General features: G+C 38.7%; 14 protein-coding genes. 7 read left to right on the top strand and 7 right to left on the bottom strand.

Annotated features, from left to right (window positions below):
* Positions 1-98: 98 nt before the first annotated feature.
* The 3 genes from LVD16_RS19950 to LVD16_RS19940 all read right to left on the bottom strand — a co-directional run bounded on the left by LVD16_RS19950 (position 99) and on the right by LVD16_RS19940 (position 3,831).
* Positions 99-413: a hypothetical protein gene (locus LVD16_RS19950; RefSeq protein ID WP_233770055.1), complete on the bottom strand. Its 315-nt coding sequence runs from the start codon at positions 411-413 to the stop codon at positions 99-101.
* Between the two features lie 127 nt (positions 414-540).
* Positions 541-2,466 carry a PAS domain-containing hybrid sensor histidine kinase/response regulator gene (locus tag LVD16_RS19945; protein WP_233770054.1) on the bottom strand — a complete coding sequence of 642 codons (1,926 nt, stop codon included), beginning with the start codon at positions 2,464-2,466 and terminating at the stop codon, positions 541-543.
* Between the two features lie 3 nt (positions 2,467-2,469).
* Entirely contained in the window at positions 2,470-3,831 is a 1,362-nt protein-coding gene (locus LVD16_RS19940; RefSeq protein WP_233770053.1) for a sigma-54-dependent transcriptional regulator, read from the bottom strand.
* 223 nt (positions 3,832-4,054) lie between these two features.
* On the opposite strand from LVD16_RS19940, the gene LVD16_RS19935 reads away from it, so the two are divergent.
* From LVD16_RS19935 to LVD16_RS19925, 3 genes are all read left to right on the top strand, one after another.
* Positions 4,055-4,525 (top strand): hypothetical protein, encoded by a 471-nt coding sequence (locus tag LVD16_RS19935; RefSeq protein ID WP_233770052.1) that lies wholly within the window; start codon positions 4,055-4,057, stop codon positions 4,523-4,525.
* 4 nt (positions 4,526-4,529) lie between these two features.
* Positions 4,530-5,090: a rhomboid family intramembrane serine protease gene (locus tag LVD16_RS19930; RefSeq protein WP_233770051.1), complete on the top strand. Its 561-nt coding sequence runs from the start codon at positions 4,530-4,532 to the stop codon at positions 5,088-5,090.
* Between the two features lie 111 nt (positions 5,091-5,201).
* On the top strand, positions 5,202-5,426 hold the full coding sequence (locus tag LVD16_RS19925; protein WP_233770050.1) for a hypothetical protein: 225 nt from the start codon (positions 5,202-5,204) through the stop codon (positions 5,424-5,426).
* Positions 5,427-5,460: 34 nt separating this feature from the next.
* Here LVD16_RS19925 and LVD16_RS27780 read toward each other — a convergent pair whose 3' ends face one another.
* A complete protein-coding gene (locus tag LVD16_RS27780) occupies positions 5,461-5,583 on the bottom strand; it encodes a hypothetical protein (RefSeq protein ID WP_255697684.1) in 123 nt (40 codons plus the stop codon).
* 53 nt (positions 5,584-5,636) lie between these two features.
* On the opposite strand from LVD16_RS27780, the gene LVD16_RS19920 reads away from it, so the two are divergent.
* Entirely contained in the window at positions 5,637-7,862 is a 2,226-nt protein-coding gene (locus tag LVD16_RS19920) for an amino acid permease (protein ID WP_233770049.1), read from the top strand.
* 1 nt (position 7,863) lies between these two features.
* Here the strand turns inward: LVD16_RS19920 and LVD16_RS19915 are convergent, their stop codons facing one another.
* Together LVD16_RS19915 and LVD16_RS19910 are read right to left on the bottom strand one after the other, a co-directional pair.
* The gene (locus tag LVD16_RS19915; protein ID WP_233770048.1) at positions 7,864-9,105 is read right to left on the bottom strand and encodes a sensor histidine kinase; all 1,242 of its coding nucleotides are present in this window, start codon (positions 9,103-9,105) and stop codon (positions 7,864-7,866) included.
* A 199-nt stretch (positions 9,106-9,304) separates the two neighbouring features.
* Positions 9,305-10,036: a class I SAM-dependent methyltransferase gene (locus LVD16_RS19910; protein WP_233770047.1), complete on the bottom strand. Its 732-nt coding sequence runs from the start codon at positions 10,034-10,036 to the stop codon at positions 9,305-9,307.
* Positions 10,037-10,118: 82 nt separating this feature from the next.
* Here LVD16_RS19910 and LVD16_RS19905 point away from each other — a divergent pair, with 82 nt between their 5' ends.
* The 3 genes from LVD16_RS19905 to LVD16_RS19895 all read left to right on the top strand — a co-directional run bounded on the left by LVD16_RS19905 (position 10,119) and on the right by LVD16_RS19895 (position 16,921).
* Entirely contained in the window at positions 10,119-12,254 is a 2,136-nt protein-coding gene (locus LVD16_RS19905) for a TIM-barrel domain-containing protein (protein WP_233770046.1), read from the top strand.
* A 112-nt stretch (positions 12,255-12,366) separates the two neighbouring features.
* Positions 12,367-16,476, top strand: a complete 4,110-nt coding sequence (locus LVD16_RS19900; RefSeq protein WP_233770045.1) for an AsmA family protein — start codon at positions 12,367-12,369, stop codon at positions 16,474-16,476.
* A gap of 10 nt (positions 16,477-16,486) precedes the next feature.
* Positions 16,487-16,921, top strand: a complete 435-nt coding sequence (locus tag LVD16_RS19895; RefSeq protein WP_233770044.1) for an NUDIX domain-containing protein — start codon at positions 16,487-16,489, stop codon at positions 16,919-16,921.
* Positions 16,922-16,978: 57 nt separating this feature from the next.
* On the opposite strand, the gene trxA is transcribed toward LVD16_RS19895, so the two are convergent.
* Positions 16,979-17,302 carry a thioredoxin gene (trxA, locus tag LVD16_RS19890; RefSeq protein ID WP_233770043.1) on the bottom strand — a complete coding sequence of 108 codons (324 nt, stop codon included), beginning with the start codon at positions 17,300-17,302 and terminating at the stop codon, positions 16,979-16,981.
* Positions 17,303-17,381: the final 79 nt, after the last annotated feature.

Genomic DNA, 17,381 nt, shown 5'->3' with positions numbered 1-17,381 from the left:
ATAAAATATAACTAAAAATGAGGTGGATTGAAAATGTCTACAAAATAAAAAGGCACCCTTACTCAGGGTGCTCTTCTATATTTAATTAGCCAACGTGATCAGTTTAATATCTTCGTCACTGCCTGCGCAACTTCTTGCATGGTAGTGTTATTGAAATGAATAGGCGCAAAGCTATTCTTAATTAAGTCTTTTGATATATGAAGGAAATCTACTCCTTCGAAACAATTAGGTAGTAACTCATTAGAATCATGAAGAATCAAACTTGGCTTCAAGTCGCTGTAAAGCTTGGATTCTTCGAAACTAAAGAAGTTAAAAACCCTGCAATTAGTCACCTTCTCAAGAGTAAGTCCGAATATGTTTCGGTCGTAACTCTGGGAGTCTATCAGAAATATTATGTCATCTTTCTTTTTCATAAGTGATAACCATTTTCCTGATATGTTCCCAAAGTTGTGCCAATAGAAAAAGCGGCTTAAAATTGATTTTAAGTCGCTTTGAATATGAAACAAAATCCCAAATTGGGATTTTGTAATGAATTTGGGATTATTTTAGGTTCGTGTCCAGATTTTTTCTAAGCTCTTTATATGCCATTTGGCATTTCTCTGAGAGCTCATCTACCATAGTAGGTATTAGATCTGTTTTATAATTTTCCTTACCGTACTCTTCAATGTTTTTAATGAGCGGCTTTAAGCTCTCAATGCCCATAAAGGTGATGGAAGGTTTAATTTTGTGTGCAAGGCTGCCGACCTTAGACCACTCTGCTTTATTGATCCATTTTTGCATTTCATTAATGGTAGGAGGGGTGTTCTGCAAAAATGTTTCTACCATATCCCTCATGAAGGTTTTGTCACCATCACAAATACTGGTTAAGTATGTGAGGTCTGTAATATCCTCGTCGGGTACCGGTGTGCTATTGTTCTGCCCATTTTCCTGAGCAAATTTGGAAATTGTTTTATAAAGATCTTCTGGCTGAAAAGGCTTAGGTAAGTAATCATTCATGCCTACTTCCAAACACTTCTCATTATCTCCTTTAATAGCATTGGCTGTTAAAGCGATAATAGGTATCTGATTCTTCGGGGCGGGCATATTCTTACGGATACTCTTGGTGGCCTCGTAGCCATCCATAATTGGCATCTGAATATCCATCAGGATAATATGATAATCATTGCTCCTGAGCTTCTCTAAGGCTATGTATCCGTTTTCTGCACCATCTACATCACATTCCCATTTCTTAAGGATATTAAGCGCGTAGAGGCGGTTAATATCATTATCTTCTACCAGTAGAATTTTTAAATTCTTAAACGAATGCTTAGGTGTAGCTTTCACCTTAGATGATGGCTGTACCAGATCTTGAATCTTTCCAGACTCATAAGGAATGGTGAATATAAATTTAGTGCCCTTGTTTTCTTCACTTTCTACAGTGATCGAACCGTTTTGTAATTCAATCAGCTGCTTTACAATGGATAACCCCAGGCCGGTGCCACCATAACGTCTGGTTACGCTCTCATCTGCCTGAGTGAAACTCTCAAATATGTTTTTTATTTTCTCTTTGGAGATGCCCACACCAGTATCGGCCACTTCGAAGCGAATAGAATGAGTTTTTCCTTTCTTTTCGAAGAGGTATACATTAATATTGATCTCGCCAATGTGGGTGAACTTAATAGCATTACTGATCAGGTTGATCAATATCTGATTAAGTCTAACAGGGTCACCCAATAACACAGTATCGGCATCAGCATGAATCTCATATTTAAGCTCAATGCCCTTTTCTTTAGATTGAAAAAGGAAGGTGTCTACCACTGCACCTAGCTGGTACTTAATGTTAAATCCGATTTTCTCAAAGCGAAGTTTGCCAGACTCAATTACTGATAAATCCAGAATGTCATTAATGATGACTTTAAGGTTTTCAGTAGAGTTTTTTATGGCGTTGAGGTATTTAGCACGGTCTTCTTCTTTATTGGCTTCAAAAAGAAGGTTTACCATACCCGCGATGCCGTTAATAGGAGTCCTGATTTCATGACTCATATTGGCCAAGAACTGTTCTTTGGCTTTCTGAGCTCTAAGCAGTTCCTCGGCATCTCTTTTCCTTTGAGTGATATCTCTACAATCTAGAATAAGCCCTTCTAAACCTTCCTTATGATGAAGGTTTATAGAGTTGAATTCCAAATACTTGTAGTTCTTGTCTTTGCATAAAAACCTGAATTCTATATTGGAGTCATAAGGTTTAGTTACACTCTTCTTGAACTCTGCTTTTAATGCACCAACATTTTGGGTTTCTATGTAATCAAAGAAATTTTCTCCTATTAGGCTATTGGGTTCATGGCCTAATGTTTCCTGTACAGAAGGGTTGTGGTATAAGATCAGGCCATCATAGTCTACAATAAATATAATGTCAGATCCATCTTCTACCACGGCTTTATAGAAGGCTCCGCTTTCTATATACTGCTTTAATGATTTGAAAGAATCCATAGATTAATACGCCTCTTCCTCCATTTCCTTTAGATATCTGTAAATGGTCGATTTTCCGATATCTAATTTGGCGGCTACCTGTAGTACATTATTGTCATACTTATCCAGATAGTATCGGATGATTTTAAAAGTGTAATCTTTTAAGCTCATCTCTTCAAAAAGGAAGTTAGTCTCTTTAGAAACGCTATTGAAATTGATGTCTTCAGGGGTCACTTCATTTTCATTGGCCATTACGGCTGCCAGCTCTATAATTGAACGCAATTCTCTTACGTTACCCGGGAAAGGATAGCTAAGTAGCTTTTCCTGTGCCGCTGAGCTAAGCTTTAGTGAAGCCAGGCCATTGTCCTTTGAAAATGTCTGTAAGAAGTATTTGGCCAGAATGATTACATCCTTACCTCTATCTCTCAATGGTGGCAGCTGAATAGGGAGCCCAAGTAATCTGTAGTACAAATCTTCTCTGAAGTTTCCTTTCTTCACTTCTTCTGCCAGATCTCTGTGCGTGGCTACAATGAGCCTGATGTCTAGTTTAATTACTTCGTTACCACCAATTCTGGTTACTTCACGCTCTTGTATTACACGGAGTAATTTGGCTTGAAGATTAAGGTCCATTTCACCTATTTCATCCAGGAAAATGGTGCCACCTTCAGCTTCTTCAAATTTTCCAATTCTACGCGTATTAGCACCTGTAAAGGCACCTTTTTCATGGCCAAACAGTTCACTTTCCATCAGTTCAGATGGAATGGCGGCTATGTTTACAGCCACAAACTGCTTTTTCTTTCTTTTAGAATTATAATGTATAGCCTTGGCTACCAATTCTTTACCAGTTCCAGTTTCCCCTGTTACAGATACAGTAATGTTGGTTTTAACGGCCTTCTCAAGCAGACTGAATACTTTTTTAAGTGCACTGCTGTTTCCTATAATACTCTTGTCAAATTCATATTTCTCAGAGATTTCCTGCTTTAGGTGATCTATCTCTTTAATTAATGATTGGTTTTGACGAGCATTGTTAATAGTGTTTAGCAGTCGGTTTTTAGTGTCTTCATCTTTGGTGATATAATCATAAGCGCCAAGTTTAAGGAGTTCTACGGCAGTGCCAATTTTCTCCTGAGCACTAATGATTACTACCTGAATGCTATTGTCATAAGACTTAATATCTTGTAAAACTTTTTCTCCTGGAATATCTGGTAAGGAGTAATCCAGAGTAACAATGGCTGGTTTTTGATATAGGTTATCGAGGCATTCTTTTCCTGTAGAAAAGCTGGTAACTTCAAAATCAGGATTGAGTCCAAGTACATACTGTAAAAATTTGGTATAAGCAGGATCATCCTCTACAACAAATATTTTCACCGGTTCCTGTTCGTACATAAAAAAATAGTTAAGGTTTAGAACGCAATCGCAATATAAAGGTAAACCAAAAATTCTTTTTACTGATCACCAAAAAAATAGGCAGAAATTTTAAATCAATGGTTTAATATATTTCTTAATTAGTTTACTTTGGACTTTTACATGAATAGTGTGGGTTACAGCCAGAGCCCCAAAACCTATTTATGTCTGACTACTTAGAATTAAACATGTAATTGGTTTTAAAATGATAGAAGAATTTAAAAACTTATCTGCGGAAGAGACAGATTTAATGCTTAAAGTGCCTGTGTTGGTATCTATTCTTATTGCCGGTGCAGACAATAACATTGATAAATCTGAAATAAGAGAGGCTGTAAATCTTTCAAAGATAAAGTTAGTGAAGGCCAGAGAAGACCTGGTTAGCTACTACAAAATTGTTGGGCAGGACTTTGAAGACAAAGTGAAGGTGATGATTAATCAGTTGCCGTCTGGTGTAGAATCACGTACTGCTGAGATTGTGAAAGAACTACAGAAGGTAAATGCTATTCTTCCTAAGCTTGATACTCGTTTTGCTTTAGAGTTTTATGAGAGCATTAGAGACATGGCTAAGAAAATTGCTGAGGCTTCAGGAGGTATCTTAGGATACATGGCTGTAGGTTATGAAGAGTCTAAATTAATTGGTCTTTCAATGATAAAAGACCCCTCAGTAACCCACTAAATTTATGGGAACCAATAACAGAACACTTATCGGAAGTGCCGTAGTGCCTATCAGATTAGTGTTCCTTATGTGGTTGGTTTTCAGTGTGGAGTTCTTATTCGGATTTCCGTTGAGTGCCTTTGGCATTCATCCAAGAACACTTCTGGGACTTATTGGTATTGCTACTGCGCCGCTTTTACATGGCGGCATAGTGCATATCATTTCTAATACGGTTCCGCTCTTATTCTTAGGGGTAGTGCTATTTTATTCCTACCGGCGCATTGCCAATAAGGTTTTTCTCAATTGCTATTTCTTTACCAATCTGTTAGTCTGGATTTTCGCTCGGCCTAACAATCATATCGGTGCCAGTGGTCTGGTTTATGGCCTGGCTTCTTTCTTAATTTTCTTTGGTTTTTTAAGGCGAGATTTTAAGTCTCTGTTTATATCCGTACTGATATTTATCTTTTATGGATCTATCTTCTACGGTGTGCTGCCGGTAGATGCCCGCATCTCCTGGGAGTCTCATTTGGCAGGAGCCATTGTAGGCTTCATCTCTGCTCAGCAGTTTAAGAAATCCGCGCTGTAGTCTCTTTAAAGGGCGTTTGTGTTAATTTAGTTTAATTATAAATTGAATTTACAATGAACATTTCTCCATGTAATTTCATTAAATTCATGAACACTAAAAGTAAAATTGACTATGGAAAATGTATGTAAAAACTGTAACCACTGGGCACCTGAAGCTTCAGTAGTTGCAAATAAAGAAAATTATGGAGAGTGTAATAAATTAAGCCATATAGAATCTAAAATGGATCCTGACTATATCATCCCAGTACTTCACGATGGTAAGCCTATCACCAAAGATTCTAAAGGAATTGAATATATCACTGGTTCAAACTTCGGTTGTAATCAGTTTACAGCATAAATGAGGAAAGCCCGGAATATTGTTTCGGGCTTTTTTATTTACTTACCATTTCATAAATGAAGTATCCTATGATCATCAGAATCATAGTAGCATACATCAGGAGATCCACCCTCACATATTCTTTATACTTCTGGTATAATTTCTTAACCGCTTTCATTCTTCGAAGATAAGTTTTTTTAATTGTTTTTACCCGTTATCTTGGTGGCGAGTATGAGCACAAAAGGCATAGATAAAAAGGTAGGGTTCGGTACAGCACCAGTATTCTTTACGGCTATTTCTACTATTTTAGGAGCGATTATGTTCTTAAGGTTTGGCTACGCGGTTGGTAGTGTGGGCTTTGCAGGCACGTTAGGGATTATAGTATTTGCAAATCTTGTTACCATTCCCACAGCCATGGCCATAGCGGAGATAGCTACCAATCAAAAGGTGGAAGGAGGAGGTGAGTATTATATCATTTCCCGTTCATTTGGTATTAACGTAGGTGCAGCTATAGGAATAGCACTTTATCTGTCTCAGGCTATTAGTGTGGCCTTTTATACCATAGCTTTTGCTGAGGCTTTTGGTCCTGTTTTCGACTATGTCAATGCTGAATTTGGATTACAGCTAAGCGATAAAAGGATAATCAGCTTGCCCGCTGTTATTCTTCTGAGCTTATTAATGATAAAAAAAGGAGCCGATTTGGGTATGAAAGCTCTTTATGTGGTAGTGGGTCTACTGTTTATTTCACTCATTATGTTCTTTGTAGGAACTACCGATTACCAGTCGTCCATGCTTTCTATGGAATGGACTAATCATATTGATAATCCTGATACTTTCTTTGCAGTCTTTGCCATTGTTTTCCCTGCCTTTACGGGTATGACGGCCGGGGTTGGGCTCTCGGGTGATCTGAGAGATCCAAAGAAGTCTATTCCTTTTGGAACTCTGGCGGCCACCATCGTGGGAATGATCATTTACGTATTTATAGCTTATAAGCTGGCCGTTTCTGCCGCTCCTGACGATTTGGTGGATAACCCATTGATTATGATGGATATTGCTGTGTTTGGTCCAATAATTCCGATTGGGTTGGCAGCAGCTACCATTTCTTCAGCTTTGGGAAGTATCATGGTGGCACCTCGTACTTTGCAGGCTTTAGGAGCTGATCAGGTGTTTCCTGTAATGAGAATAAACGCATACCTGGCAAAAGGAAAGCCTAAGACTAATGATCCTATTAATGCTACCATCATCACAAGCCTTATAGCTATTGTGTTTGTGAGCTTGGGTGATGTAAACGCGGTAGCTGAAGTGATTTCCATGTTCTTTATGATCACTTATGGGTCTTTGTGTTTGATATCATTCTTACAGCATTTTGCGGCTGATCCTTCTTACCGGCCTTCGTTTAAATCAAAGTGGTTTGTCTCTCTATTGGGAGCCATTTTATGTGTGTACCTGATGTTTAAGATGAACGCTCAGTATACCATTATCTCACTTCTATTCATGACGGGGATCTATTTCTTTGTAACTCACACCAGCAAATCAAAAGAGGGGCTGGCGAAGATATTTCAAGGTGTGATATTCCAGCTGAGTAGGCAGCTACAGGTATTCTTACAGAAAGCTGAAAGGGGAGAGGAGAGCTGGAGACCCTCTGTAATATGTATTTCTTCTGATTTCTTCAAGCGACCTACAGCTTTCCAGTTTATGAAATGGATATCATATCGCTATGGCTTTGGTACCTATCTTCATTATATCAATGGCTATTTCTCAAAAGAGTCCTATTCTAAAGCTCAGGATGAAATAAAAAGACTTTTGAAAGTTACAGGCTCCACACGTAATAACGTTTTTGTGGATACCCTCATTTCTCCATCCTTCACTAGTGCCGTAGCTCAGGCTATTCAGCTGCCCAGCGTATCCGGTAAAGAGGTGAACATGATTCTGTTTGAGTACTCAAAAAACAGACCTGATACGCTGAAAGAGATCATTGAAAACTTCACGCTGGTAAAATCAGCGGATTTTGATATATGTGTTTTAGGCTCTTCTGATAGAGAGTTTGGCTTCAGTAATAGCATTCATATATGGCTTACCCCTAATGACCTGAAAAACAGTAGCCTTATGATCCTTATGGGGTATATCATCATGGGCCACAAGGAATGGAAAACTGCCGAAATCAAGATTTTTGCCGTAGTACATGAAAAGGAGATGTCAGAGCAGGAGGAAATGCTGGTTTCTATGATTAAGGCCGGGCGTTTGCCTATTTCACCGAAGAATATTGAGCTAATTAAGCATAAAATTGATGTAAGTAGCAAAGATATCATCAATGCTAAATCTCAGGATGCTGACCTAACTATCGTGGGCTTCCGTGCTGAGGCCATCAAGCAGAAAGGTGCTGAGGTATTCACAGGTTATGATCAGGTAGGGAATATGCTTTTTGTGAATGCGTCAAAAGAAAAGGCCATTCAGTAAATCAATCTACGGATAACTTATTCGGAAACTTAACGAAAAAGCTTGCTCCTTTACCCAACTCACTCTCGCACCAGATTTCAGCTTGAACGGCATCTGCATATTTTTTTACGATACTTAAACCCAGACCGGTGCTGATTTCATTACCCGTGGGGCGTGCAGAGAGTTTTTGATACTTGCCAAATAGCTTTTTCTGGTCTTCCTCGCTTATTCCCGGACCCTGGTCTCGAACTTCGAAAAGGGTATGATCACCTTCGCTGGTTAGGAATAGTTCTACCTTTGTTCTTCGAGGTGAAAATTTAATAGCATTGGAAATCAGGTTTTCCAGAATCTGGTTCGTCAAATCTTCATCCGTTTCTATCTCTAGCCCATCGCTGATTGTGTAGCCTAATTCAATGGCTTTTTCTTCTGCTGTTATTTTATAAGGTTCGGCTATAGAAGCAACTAGCTCATTAAGCATAATCTCCTTAGGCCTTACGCTTAGGTTTTTAGATTCTAGAGATTCTACGTCCAAAATTCTTGTAACCATGTCATTGAGTTTGCTAGCACTAAACTCTATGGTATTGAGGTAATTAACGGTGTCTGTATCGAGTTGGTCTCCATAGATTTTTATTACACTGACAAGCCCTGTGATCTGACTGAGTGGACTTTTAAGATCATGAGCAACAATACCTATCAGACTGTTTTTTTCATTGTTCAAAGTAATGAGTTCAATATGTTTTTGCATAAGCTCATCCTTCTGCTTTTGAGCGTGCTCATGCATTCGGCTAATGGTTTCATTGGCTGTGTAGAGATAGTCCGCCTGATCTTTTAGCTCTTCATTTTTCTCAATAATAGTATCATTGGCATCCTTAAGAAGGGCAGCCTGTTTTTCAATTTTCTTCTTCTGTTTACTGAGCTCTTCATTTTTGCGCCAGATGTCTTCATACGCATCTTCAAGCTGATCCATCAGCTTCAAAAGCTCTTTTTTCTTATGCTCTAATAGAAAATTATCAGAAGAGACAATTTCGTTTTTCTTTCTTAATCTACCTGCTTCTATTTTTAGATTATCCAGTTGCTCATTAAGGTCGTCTACGTAGTCATCATTGCCATTTAGAGAACTGCTTAGGTATTCTCCATGTTCATCCAGGAGTGTCTTAAGTCGTTCATCAGTAGAATTTTCGGCTAATTCCATGAGGCTCTTTACAAAATCGGCAGGTACCTTTTTGTAAGAGAATTTCTTTGCTCCATTTTTAGAATTATCCATTTATAGCAGTTTTATACTGATCCGGGAAAATTAAATTAATAGCTGTAATAATGCTATTGATTGTAAGTTAAATGGAGAAATTGAGTTTTTTGTTCCCACATGGAATTCAATTATCTTATAGAATAAAGACTATATAAGGGAGGTTAATAAGTGATGCACTTTCTTATCGATTTATTGAGTGTTGGAGGTGTGTTGAATTTTAATTTTTGATTGTGCCAGTATAGACAAATAAGGGAAATGTAATGGTTCCTCCTTGCCATTTGTCTCTGAGCTTATCAATGATGTCATTAACAAGATTGGTATTATTTCTTTCTATATATTTCCTTACAGATGACCACGTATTTAAATATCCTTCAAGATCAGCTAAGCTCCATTTTACTTCATGCTTAAAGTACTTCAGTTCTAAATCGGCTAAATCAAGATCAATGGCCTTGTATTCATTTGTCAGAATATAGCGTTCAGGATCCCAATATCCATTCATAGCGTCATCATGGAATTCTTTAATAATAGGATCTACTTCAGCACTGATAGAAAGCAGGCCATACCCCCAATATGCCAAGACAGCATCCTTACTTGCAACTCTTTGCGTTTCTTTAATAAATGCAGGGACATCAAACCAGTGTAAAGCTTGTGCTACGGTGATAAGGTCTACACTGCTGCCCTCAATGGAGGTGTGTTCGGCAGGAGAAACAATATATTCGATATTGGACTTTTGCTGAGCTTGAGCCAGTTGGTTTTTACTGATGTCTGAGGCGATAACCTGGTCAAATTTATCACTTAATACGCTTGCTACCTGCCCATTGCCAGTACCGCAGTCCCAGGCAGTTTGGAAGGATTTTACCTTGCTATAAACATGATCATAGAGTGCGGCAGGGTAGTGGGGTCTAAATTTTGCGTAAAGCTTTGACTGGCTGGAAAAGTTATCCTTCATAAAAATGTATATTTTTGAAGCTCGGATGAGTGATTGCTTAAAATCCTGTCTGCTAAATTTACTTCAAATAAACTCAAATTATATGCGAAACTCTTACAAACTGTTTTTCATCCTCTGCCTTTTCGTTCTGTGGTCTTGCGATCAGAAAAAGGAGGAAACAGTGCTAAAAGCAGGCCTGGTAAGTGATGATGTGGCTGTATTCTATCCAGATGAATTTGATTCTGTAAATACATTTCCTTCACTGGCCATTATAAAAGAACTTTCATACGAAAAAGAACTGCCAAAAGAATGGAGCATTAAGCCAGAGTTTACCAAAGGAGACTCAGTGAGCATAGTTAAAATAGCTTATCCTGAAGGTACTGATCTTTATGGAAATGGAGAGGTTACCGGTCCTCTTTGGAGAAATGGGACAAAAATTAAACTTTGGAATACAGATAATTTTGGCTTCGGCAAATTTGATGGCAAGCAGCTGTACCAATCGCATCCATGGGTAATGGGCGTGCGACCTGACGGTACCAGCTTCGGTATCATAGCAGACAATACGTACAGACAAACTTTTGATCTTCAAAATCCGATCACTATTACATCAGAAGGACCTTCATTCAGAGTGATTGTAATAGAAAAGAATAATCCGGCAGAGTTAATGCAAGCATTGGCTGATCTCACAGGGAAAATGAACTTGCCACCATTATGGGCGCTGGGCTATCAGCAAAGTAGATATTCTTACTACCCGGATACGATGGTGAGAGAAGTTGCTCAAACATTCAGGGAGAAACAAATACCTTGTGATGTTATCTGGATGGACATCAATTATATGGATGGATTCAGAATTTTTACTTTTGATCCTAAAGGTTTTCCAGATCCTAAGAAATTGAATGAAGACTTACATGCTCTCGATTTTAAATCTGTATACATGATTGATCCGGGGGTGAAAAGAGATTCTGCTTACTGGCTTTATCAGCAGGGTTCTGAGGGGAATCATTGGGTTCAGGATTCCGCTGGAAACGAATTTAACGGCGAGGTTTGGCCAGGTCAGTGTGCGTTTCCTGATTTCACAAGACCGGAAACAAGAACCTGGTGGTCAGGGCTATACAAGGATTTTATGAGCCTTGAGATAGATGGAATCTGGAATGATATGAATGAGCCTGCTGTATTTGACGGCCCTGAAGGTAGTATGCCATTTAGCAATATTCACCGTGGTGGTGGCGATTTGCCAGAAGGAGCTCATATCAGATATCATAATGTTTACGGCTTACTCATGGTGAAGGCTAGCCGTGAAGGTATAATGGCTGCTAACCCTGATCTTAGACCTTTTATATTAAGTAGAGCTAATTTTTTAGGTGGTCAGCGATATGCCGCCACCTGGTCTGGGGATAACGTATCAACAGATGAACATATGAAAATGTCTATACCCATGACTATCACACTTGGTCTTTCAGGTCAGCCTTTTAATGGTCCTGATATAGGTGGATTCACAGGTGACAGTAATCCTGAGTTATTGGCTAAATGGATGGCGCTGGGTGCATACTACCCATTCAGTAGGAATCATTCAGCCATAGATGTAGTAAGACAAGAACCATGGTCATTTGGTAAGAAGACAGAAGATATTTCCAGAACAGCGGTAAACAGAAGGTATAGGCTATTGCCGTATTTATATACTTTATTTCAGGAAGCCTCTACCAACGGTATGCCTATTATGAGACCAGTATTCTTTGCTGATTTTAAGGATGTGAGTTTAAGAAAAGAAGATCAGGCCTTCTTATTGGGTGAAAATCTGTTAGTGGTTCCTCGCTGGGCCGAGTCTCCAAGCCTACCTAAGGGCGATTGGCAAGACGTGCCATTTGAGAAAGAAGATGATGGCTACCAGCCAATTGTGAAGTTGAAAGATGGTGCCATTGTGCCGATTACAAAATTGGTGCAAAATACCGAGCAGTATTCAACTGACTCATTAACATTAATTGTAAACTTAGATAATGATAATAAGGCGATTGGTAAATTCTATAATGATGCCGGGCAGGGCTATGGTTATCAATCAGGTGAATTTGAATTGATGGAGTTTACCGTCACAGCCACTGATGCAGGTGCATATCAGCTGGCAGCTGAGGTGAAAGATGGCAGTTGGAAAAAGGAACACACCTATAGAGTTGGGATTGTTGAGAATGGTGAGATTCAGTATTCTGAGTGGAAGAAGGATGATTTAAACTTCAAAATGGAATAATATTTTCTCATTACCGCAAACCTTTTTAGCAATAAAGTGTCCTATAGTAGTATTTCAATTTGTATTGTACTCATCCCTGAAATGTTAATAGATCCGGGGATTTTAAAAATATATGGGATTAAGACATAAATACTTTAATCTAAGGTCTTTAAGAAGGTCTCGCAGGAGCCTTTTTATTTCTATTCTTGTATTTGTATTTATTTTGGTGTTTGCGGTAGTGTTGACTTATGAAAAGTTAATTAACTACTATGCTTACGACCTTCTGGGCAGAACTATGCAAAAGACCATAGAACTGCGTACCGATGGTCTGTATAGCATCACCTATGATAGTATAGACGTAGACTTCTTTAATAGCAGAGCTACGCTTTATGATTTTGAGGTAAAACTGGATAGTTCCATGATCAAGGAGGTTGAAGATAGAACCCTGTTTTCTGCCAAAGTCCCTCGTCTGGATGCCGATATCATTAACCTAATTGAGATTATATTCAAAGATGAACTGAAGATTAGGGCACTGGCTTTAAGGGAGCCTGAGGTTTGGATAGCTCAGCCCAGATCAGATACCAGCAATATAGGTATATCAAAGGAAAGTGGTGACGTCTATAATACCGTAACTGAACAAATTAAGGCCTTTAATTTGGGTGAGTTTACGGTTGATCAGGCTCAAATCAGTTACAAAAGAGAGATCAATGCTTCCAACTATGACTTTGTGGCGAGCAATATCTCGTTCGTAATCAAAAACTTTGGCTGGGATGCTAAGAAGAAAACTGATTCTAAATTTTTCACAGATCATATTCGTCTGGTTCTTAAGGATCAAACCGTAAAATTAAAGGACTCTATCCATGAAGTGACCTTTGATTCTGTCATGCTATCGACCCAGGAGTCGAGGGTGAGCCTGCAGAATGTGCACCTATACCCACGCTACGACCGACTGAATAATCCTGATCTGGAAGGTGAAAATGCCTACTATGCTGAAATTCCTCAGCTTTCTATTCGGGGGCTGGATTTTGGTAAAGCTTATGATGAAAACATCCTTGATATTGATAGCATAGACCTGATATCACCCAAATTTGCCATGGATAACTTTCATGGTAAGAATAACAAGGGAAAACTCAGTCCTTCCACCGAACAACTGATAAAGATTATTGCTCAGCTCTTCAATGTAATTCAGGTGAGTAATGTAAATATTGAGGATGGCGATATCAATATCCTCAGAGATAGAGAAGCATCCATTTCCCGATTCAAAGCCAATAAAATTTTTGCTCAAGTAAAGAATGTGAAGATAGATACCTTGGCTTACAGTGAGATTGCTTATGACAGTGCTTCTGTGGGGTTGAAGAACTATATGTATACCATGCCTGACAGTGTTCACGTGCTCAAATTTGGTAGTCTATTCTTTACTACTACTGATAAGTCATACATCACCGTAGACTCCCTGCAGGTATTTGACAGACTCACAGATAAAGTGAAACAACAGCAAGGCGGAGTGGTAAATATCAATGCTCCGCATATGGAAGTCTCTGGTTTTGAGTTTGAGAAGTTCATTGATAACAATGAGATGATCATGAGCCATGTATTGATATACCAGCCAGACATCCAGTTTTACCTCAAGGAAAATAAGAAATCCAAAAACAAAGAGCTCGATCTACCCACCCAGGTGGGGGCGGTTTTCGATGTGCTTCGGGCCGATAGTATAAAAGTAGAAAAAGGGGCCATCACTTTGCATAAAAAGGGTAGAGCCTTGGTGAATATCGAAGATTTGAACACGGCCATTGGAAGGGTTTATAACGAAGAAGGCAAATCGAATCTTTATTTGGACAGCATCCGAATGTATCTCAGCGCTAAAGATATTTCTGTTTCCCCGTCTGATCATCTTAACGCGAAGTTTCACCAAGTAAAGCTTACACAAGGCGAGGCTAATTATGCTTATATGCAAACGGCTCAGATCAGAAATGATAAAGGTGTGGAACTAGACTTTAATGATGTGAAAGTGCCTGTAGGAGGTATCTCTATCATTTTTGAAGATCCTTTGAAGGCTATTAATGGTCTTTATGTTGGGGGTTTTAATCTTAAAATGGATGCAGATCAGTTAAAGAAGTCATCAGAATCTTCTAAAACTGCCGAGCTCAATTTAGGTAAGATTCAGTTAGGATATGGAAATGTGACTATCACCAAAAGCGGCAAAGAATGGCTGAAATCCAAAGTGAAAAGCCTTTCCTTTAATAGTCTTTCACTCAATGAGAGAGTGGATATAGCTGGTCTTAAGGCGAATCTTGATGCTACTACAATAAAGGATGAGAAAAATAACATCACATTAAGAAAGCTATTTATTTCTGATGCTGATAAGAAGATTACTGCTAAAAACTTCAGGCTATCTGGTAGTCAGGAGGTATCTATTGATAGCCTCGTCATGCTGGGGACTAATATTGATAAACTCTTCAATGATAAGCAGTTAGACGTAAGGAATATCATACTATTGAAACCTGATTTACGACTTAAAGCCGCAGCAAATGATTCTCAAAAGGATTGGTCTTTTGAGCAATTAAGAAAGCAGATTAATGATGTTTTTCCTGATGTAAGGGTAAAGAAGGTTTCCCTGGCAGGTGCCAACATCTCTAATGAAAAAGGCCTTAGAATTAGTGAACTAAATGCTGACCTACAAGATGTAAATATTTCGGAAACCCGAGATTGGAAGTATAAAATACCTTTTGTACGTAATGTAGAAGCCAGTATAAAAGAGGTTAGCCTGAAGCAGCAAAAGACCAGTCTTTTAATGAAAAATGTAATTGTTGATTCTCGCAATAATGCGCTCAAAGTAAATCATCTGCTGTACAATCAGACTGAAAAAAATAACACGATAGAAATCCCACGTTTCGAAGGAAGTATTCCTGATTTATATGCTTTGGTAGAGGATCATAATCTGCTGGTAGACAGGATAAAACTACCTAAGCCAAAGATTGAAATTAACACCAAATCAAAATCTAGAAACAAACTTTTAGAAGGTTCTTCCCTCAATAAGATTGTCATTAAAAGCCTGGTGCTGAGCCGTGGAGATTTACTAATCAAAAGAGAAAAGGACGATCTTGACCTCAAAGACTTTTCTGTAGAGGTGGAAGGGGTGAAATTGGATGCCAAAACTAATTTGAATGAAAATCTATTGGTTTTTGATAACATTCATTTGAATACACCTAACCTAACATTGAAAAGTAAAGACGGTCTGTATCAATGGGTGCTGGGTAATTTGAAATTCGCTTCCAAAGACTCAAGTCTTACCGTACAAAATTTAGAATACAATCCTCTCTTTTCCAGAGATGACTATTTTAAGAAGCAAAAGTATGAAACTGACTATATCAGCACCAAAGTGGGTACGGTGAAGCTTTCTGGTATTGACCTGGATAAATTCCTGAATCGTCAGATTATAGACTGTCGATATTTGCTGGTGAAAGATGCTACCATTGATGTATATAGGGATAAAAATATGCCAGATGCTCCGGCTGAAGAAAAACCTATGTACCAGACCCTTCTTTTGAACTACGAAAAGCCACTCAACCTTCAGGGGGTAGGGCTAAGAAATGTGGATATTATATACACAGAGTGGGCGGAAGATGCTATAAAACCAGGTGCTATTAGCTTTATGGATTTAGATGCGGATTTTAAAAACGTAACCAATAGAAAGGACCTACTGAGGAAAAATGGTTCTATGGTGGTAGATGTGCATACCAAAGTAATGGGAGAGGCTCCACTAGATCTGTCTATTACTTTCGATTTAAACTCAAAAGATGGTGAATTTACTTTGGGAGGTAAGCTGCAGCCATCATCACTTACTGTCTATAACAGCATAACTAAATACAATGCTTTTATTGATGTAAAGGAAGGCTTCGCTAACAGCCTGATGTTCAGTGTTAAAGGTAATGAAGAAGTGGCCTATGGTACAATGGATTTTTACTATGAAGATTTGAAAGTAAAAATTCTCAACAAGGAGACAGGAGATGCTAAGCTGGGAACTTCAATAGCCACTTTCTTTGCCAATACTTTTGTGATCAATAGAAATAACCCACACCTTTTTAAGTTCAGACAAGGAAAAATCTACTTTGAGAGAAATCCGCAGAAGAGCTTATTTAACTATTGGACCAAGACTTTCCTCAGCGGACTTGTGGCCAGCATTGGTGTAAATAACAATAGAAAGGAATTTGAGAAAGTAACGAGTGGTGAACCTGATAAATGATTAGAACAATATGCCGATTAAACAAAATATACTATTAACAGTAGATGCAGTAATATTTAATGAACCAGATGCCTATGATAGATCAGTTGTACTGGTGAAGCGCAAGAACGATCCTTTCAAAGGACTCTGGACGCTGCCAGGAGGGTTTGTGGAAGATGATGAAGACCTGTCAGTGGCTGCAGCGAGAGAACTTGAGGAAGAAACCAGTGTAGGCATAGATCACACTAGCTTAGTGCAGTTAGGGGCTTTTGGAACACCAGGACGAGATCCTAGAGGTAGAGCGGTGTCTGTTGCGTTTGCCGGAGAAATGACTGCATCTGAGCATCAGCTAGTAGGTGCAGATGATGCTGAGGCAGCCGAATGGTTTCCAGTGAATGATTTGCCCGAACTCGCCTTTGACCATGCTGATATTATTAGAGCAGCTTTAGAGAAGCTAAAGGTATAAATGAAAAGAGCCGCTTCATTGATATGAAGCGGCTCTTTTGTTTATTTTAAGATTTACTTATGCCACTTGAGCATCTAGCTTTTGAGCTAAAACACCTTTAGGCACAGCACCTACCTGCTTATCTACAACTTCACCACCTTTGAAAACTAAAAGGGTAGGAATGCTTCTGATTCCGAATTTAGCAGAAATGTTAGGGTTCTCGTCTACATTAACTTTACCTACTACTGCCTTGCCGTCATAATCGCCAGCTAATTCTTCAACAACAGGTCCGATCATTTTACATGGTCCGCACCATTCAGCCCAGAAGTCCACTAATACTGGCTTATCGCTGCCAATGATCTCTTCAAAATTAGAATCAGTGATTTCTATTGCTTTGCTCATTACTTTATATTTTTAAAATTTGAATTCTTTTTTATATCTCAATACAACGCAAATATAGGCCATTTTGTTTAGGCTAATG

The sequence above is a fragment of the Fulvivirga ligni genome, assembly GCF_021389935.1.
Lineage (GTDB): Bacteria > Bacteroidota > Bacteroidia > Cytophagales > Cyclobacteriaceae > Fulvivirga > Fulvivirga ligni.
The sequence above is the reverse complement of the archived record's forward strand: the minus strand, read 5'-3'. Positions and strand labels throughout refer to the sequence as shown.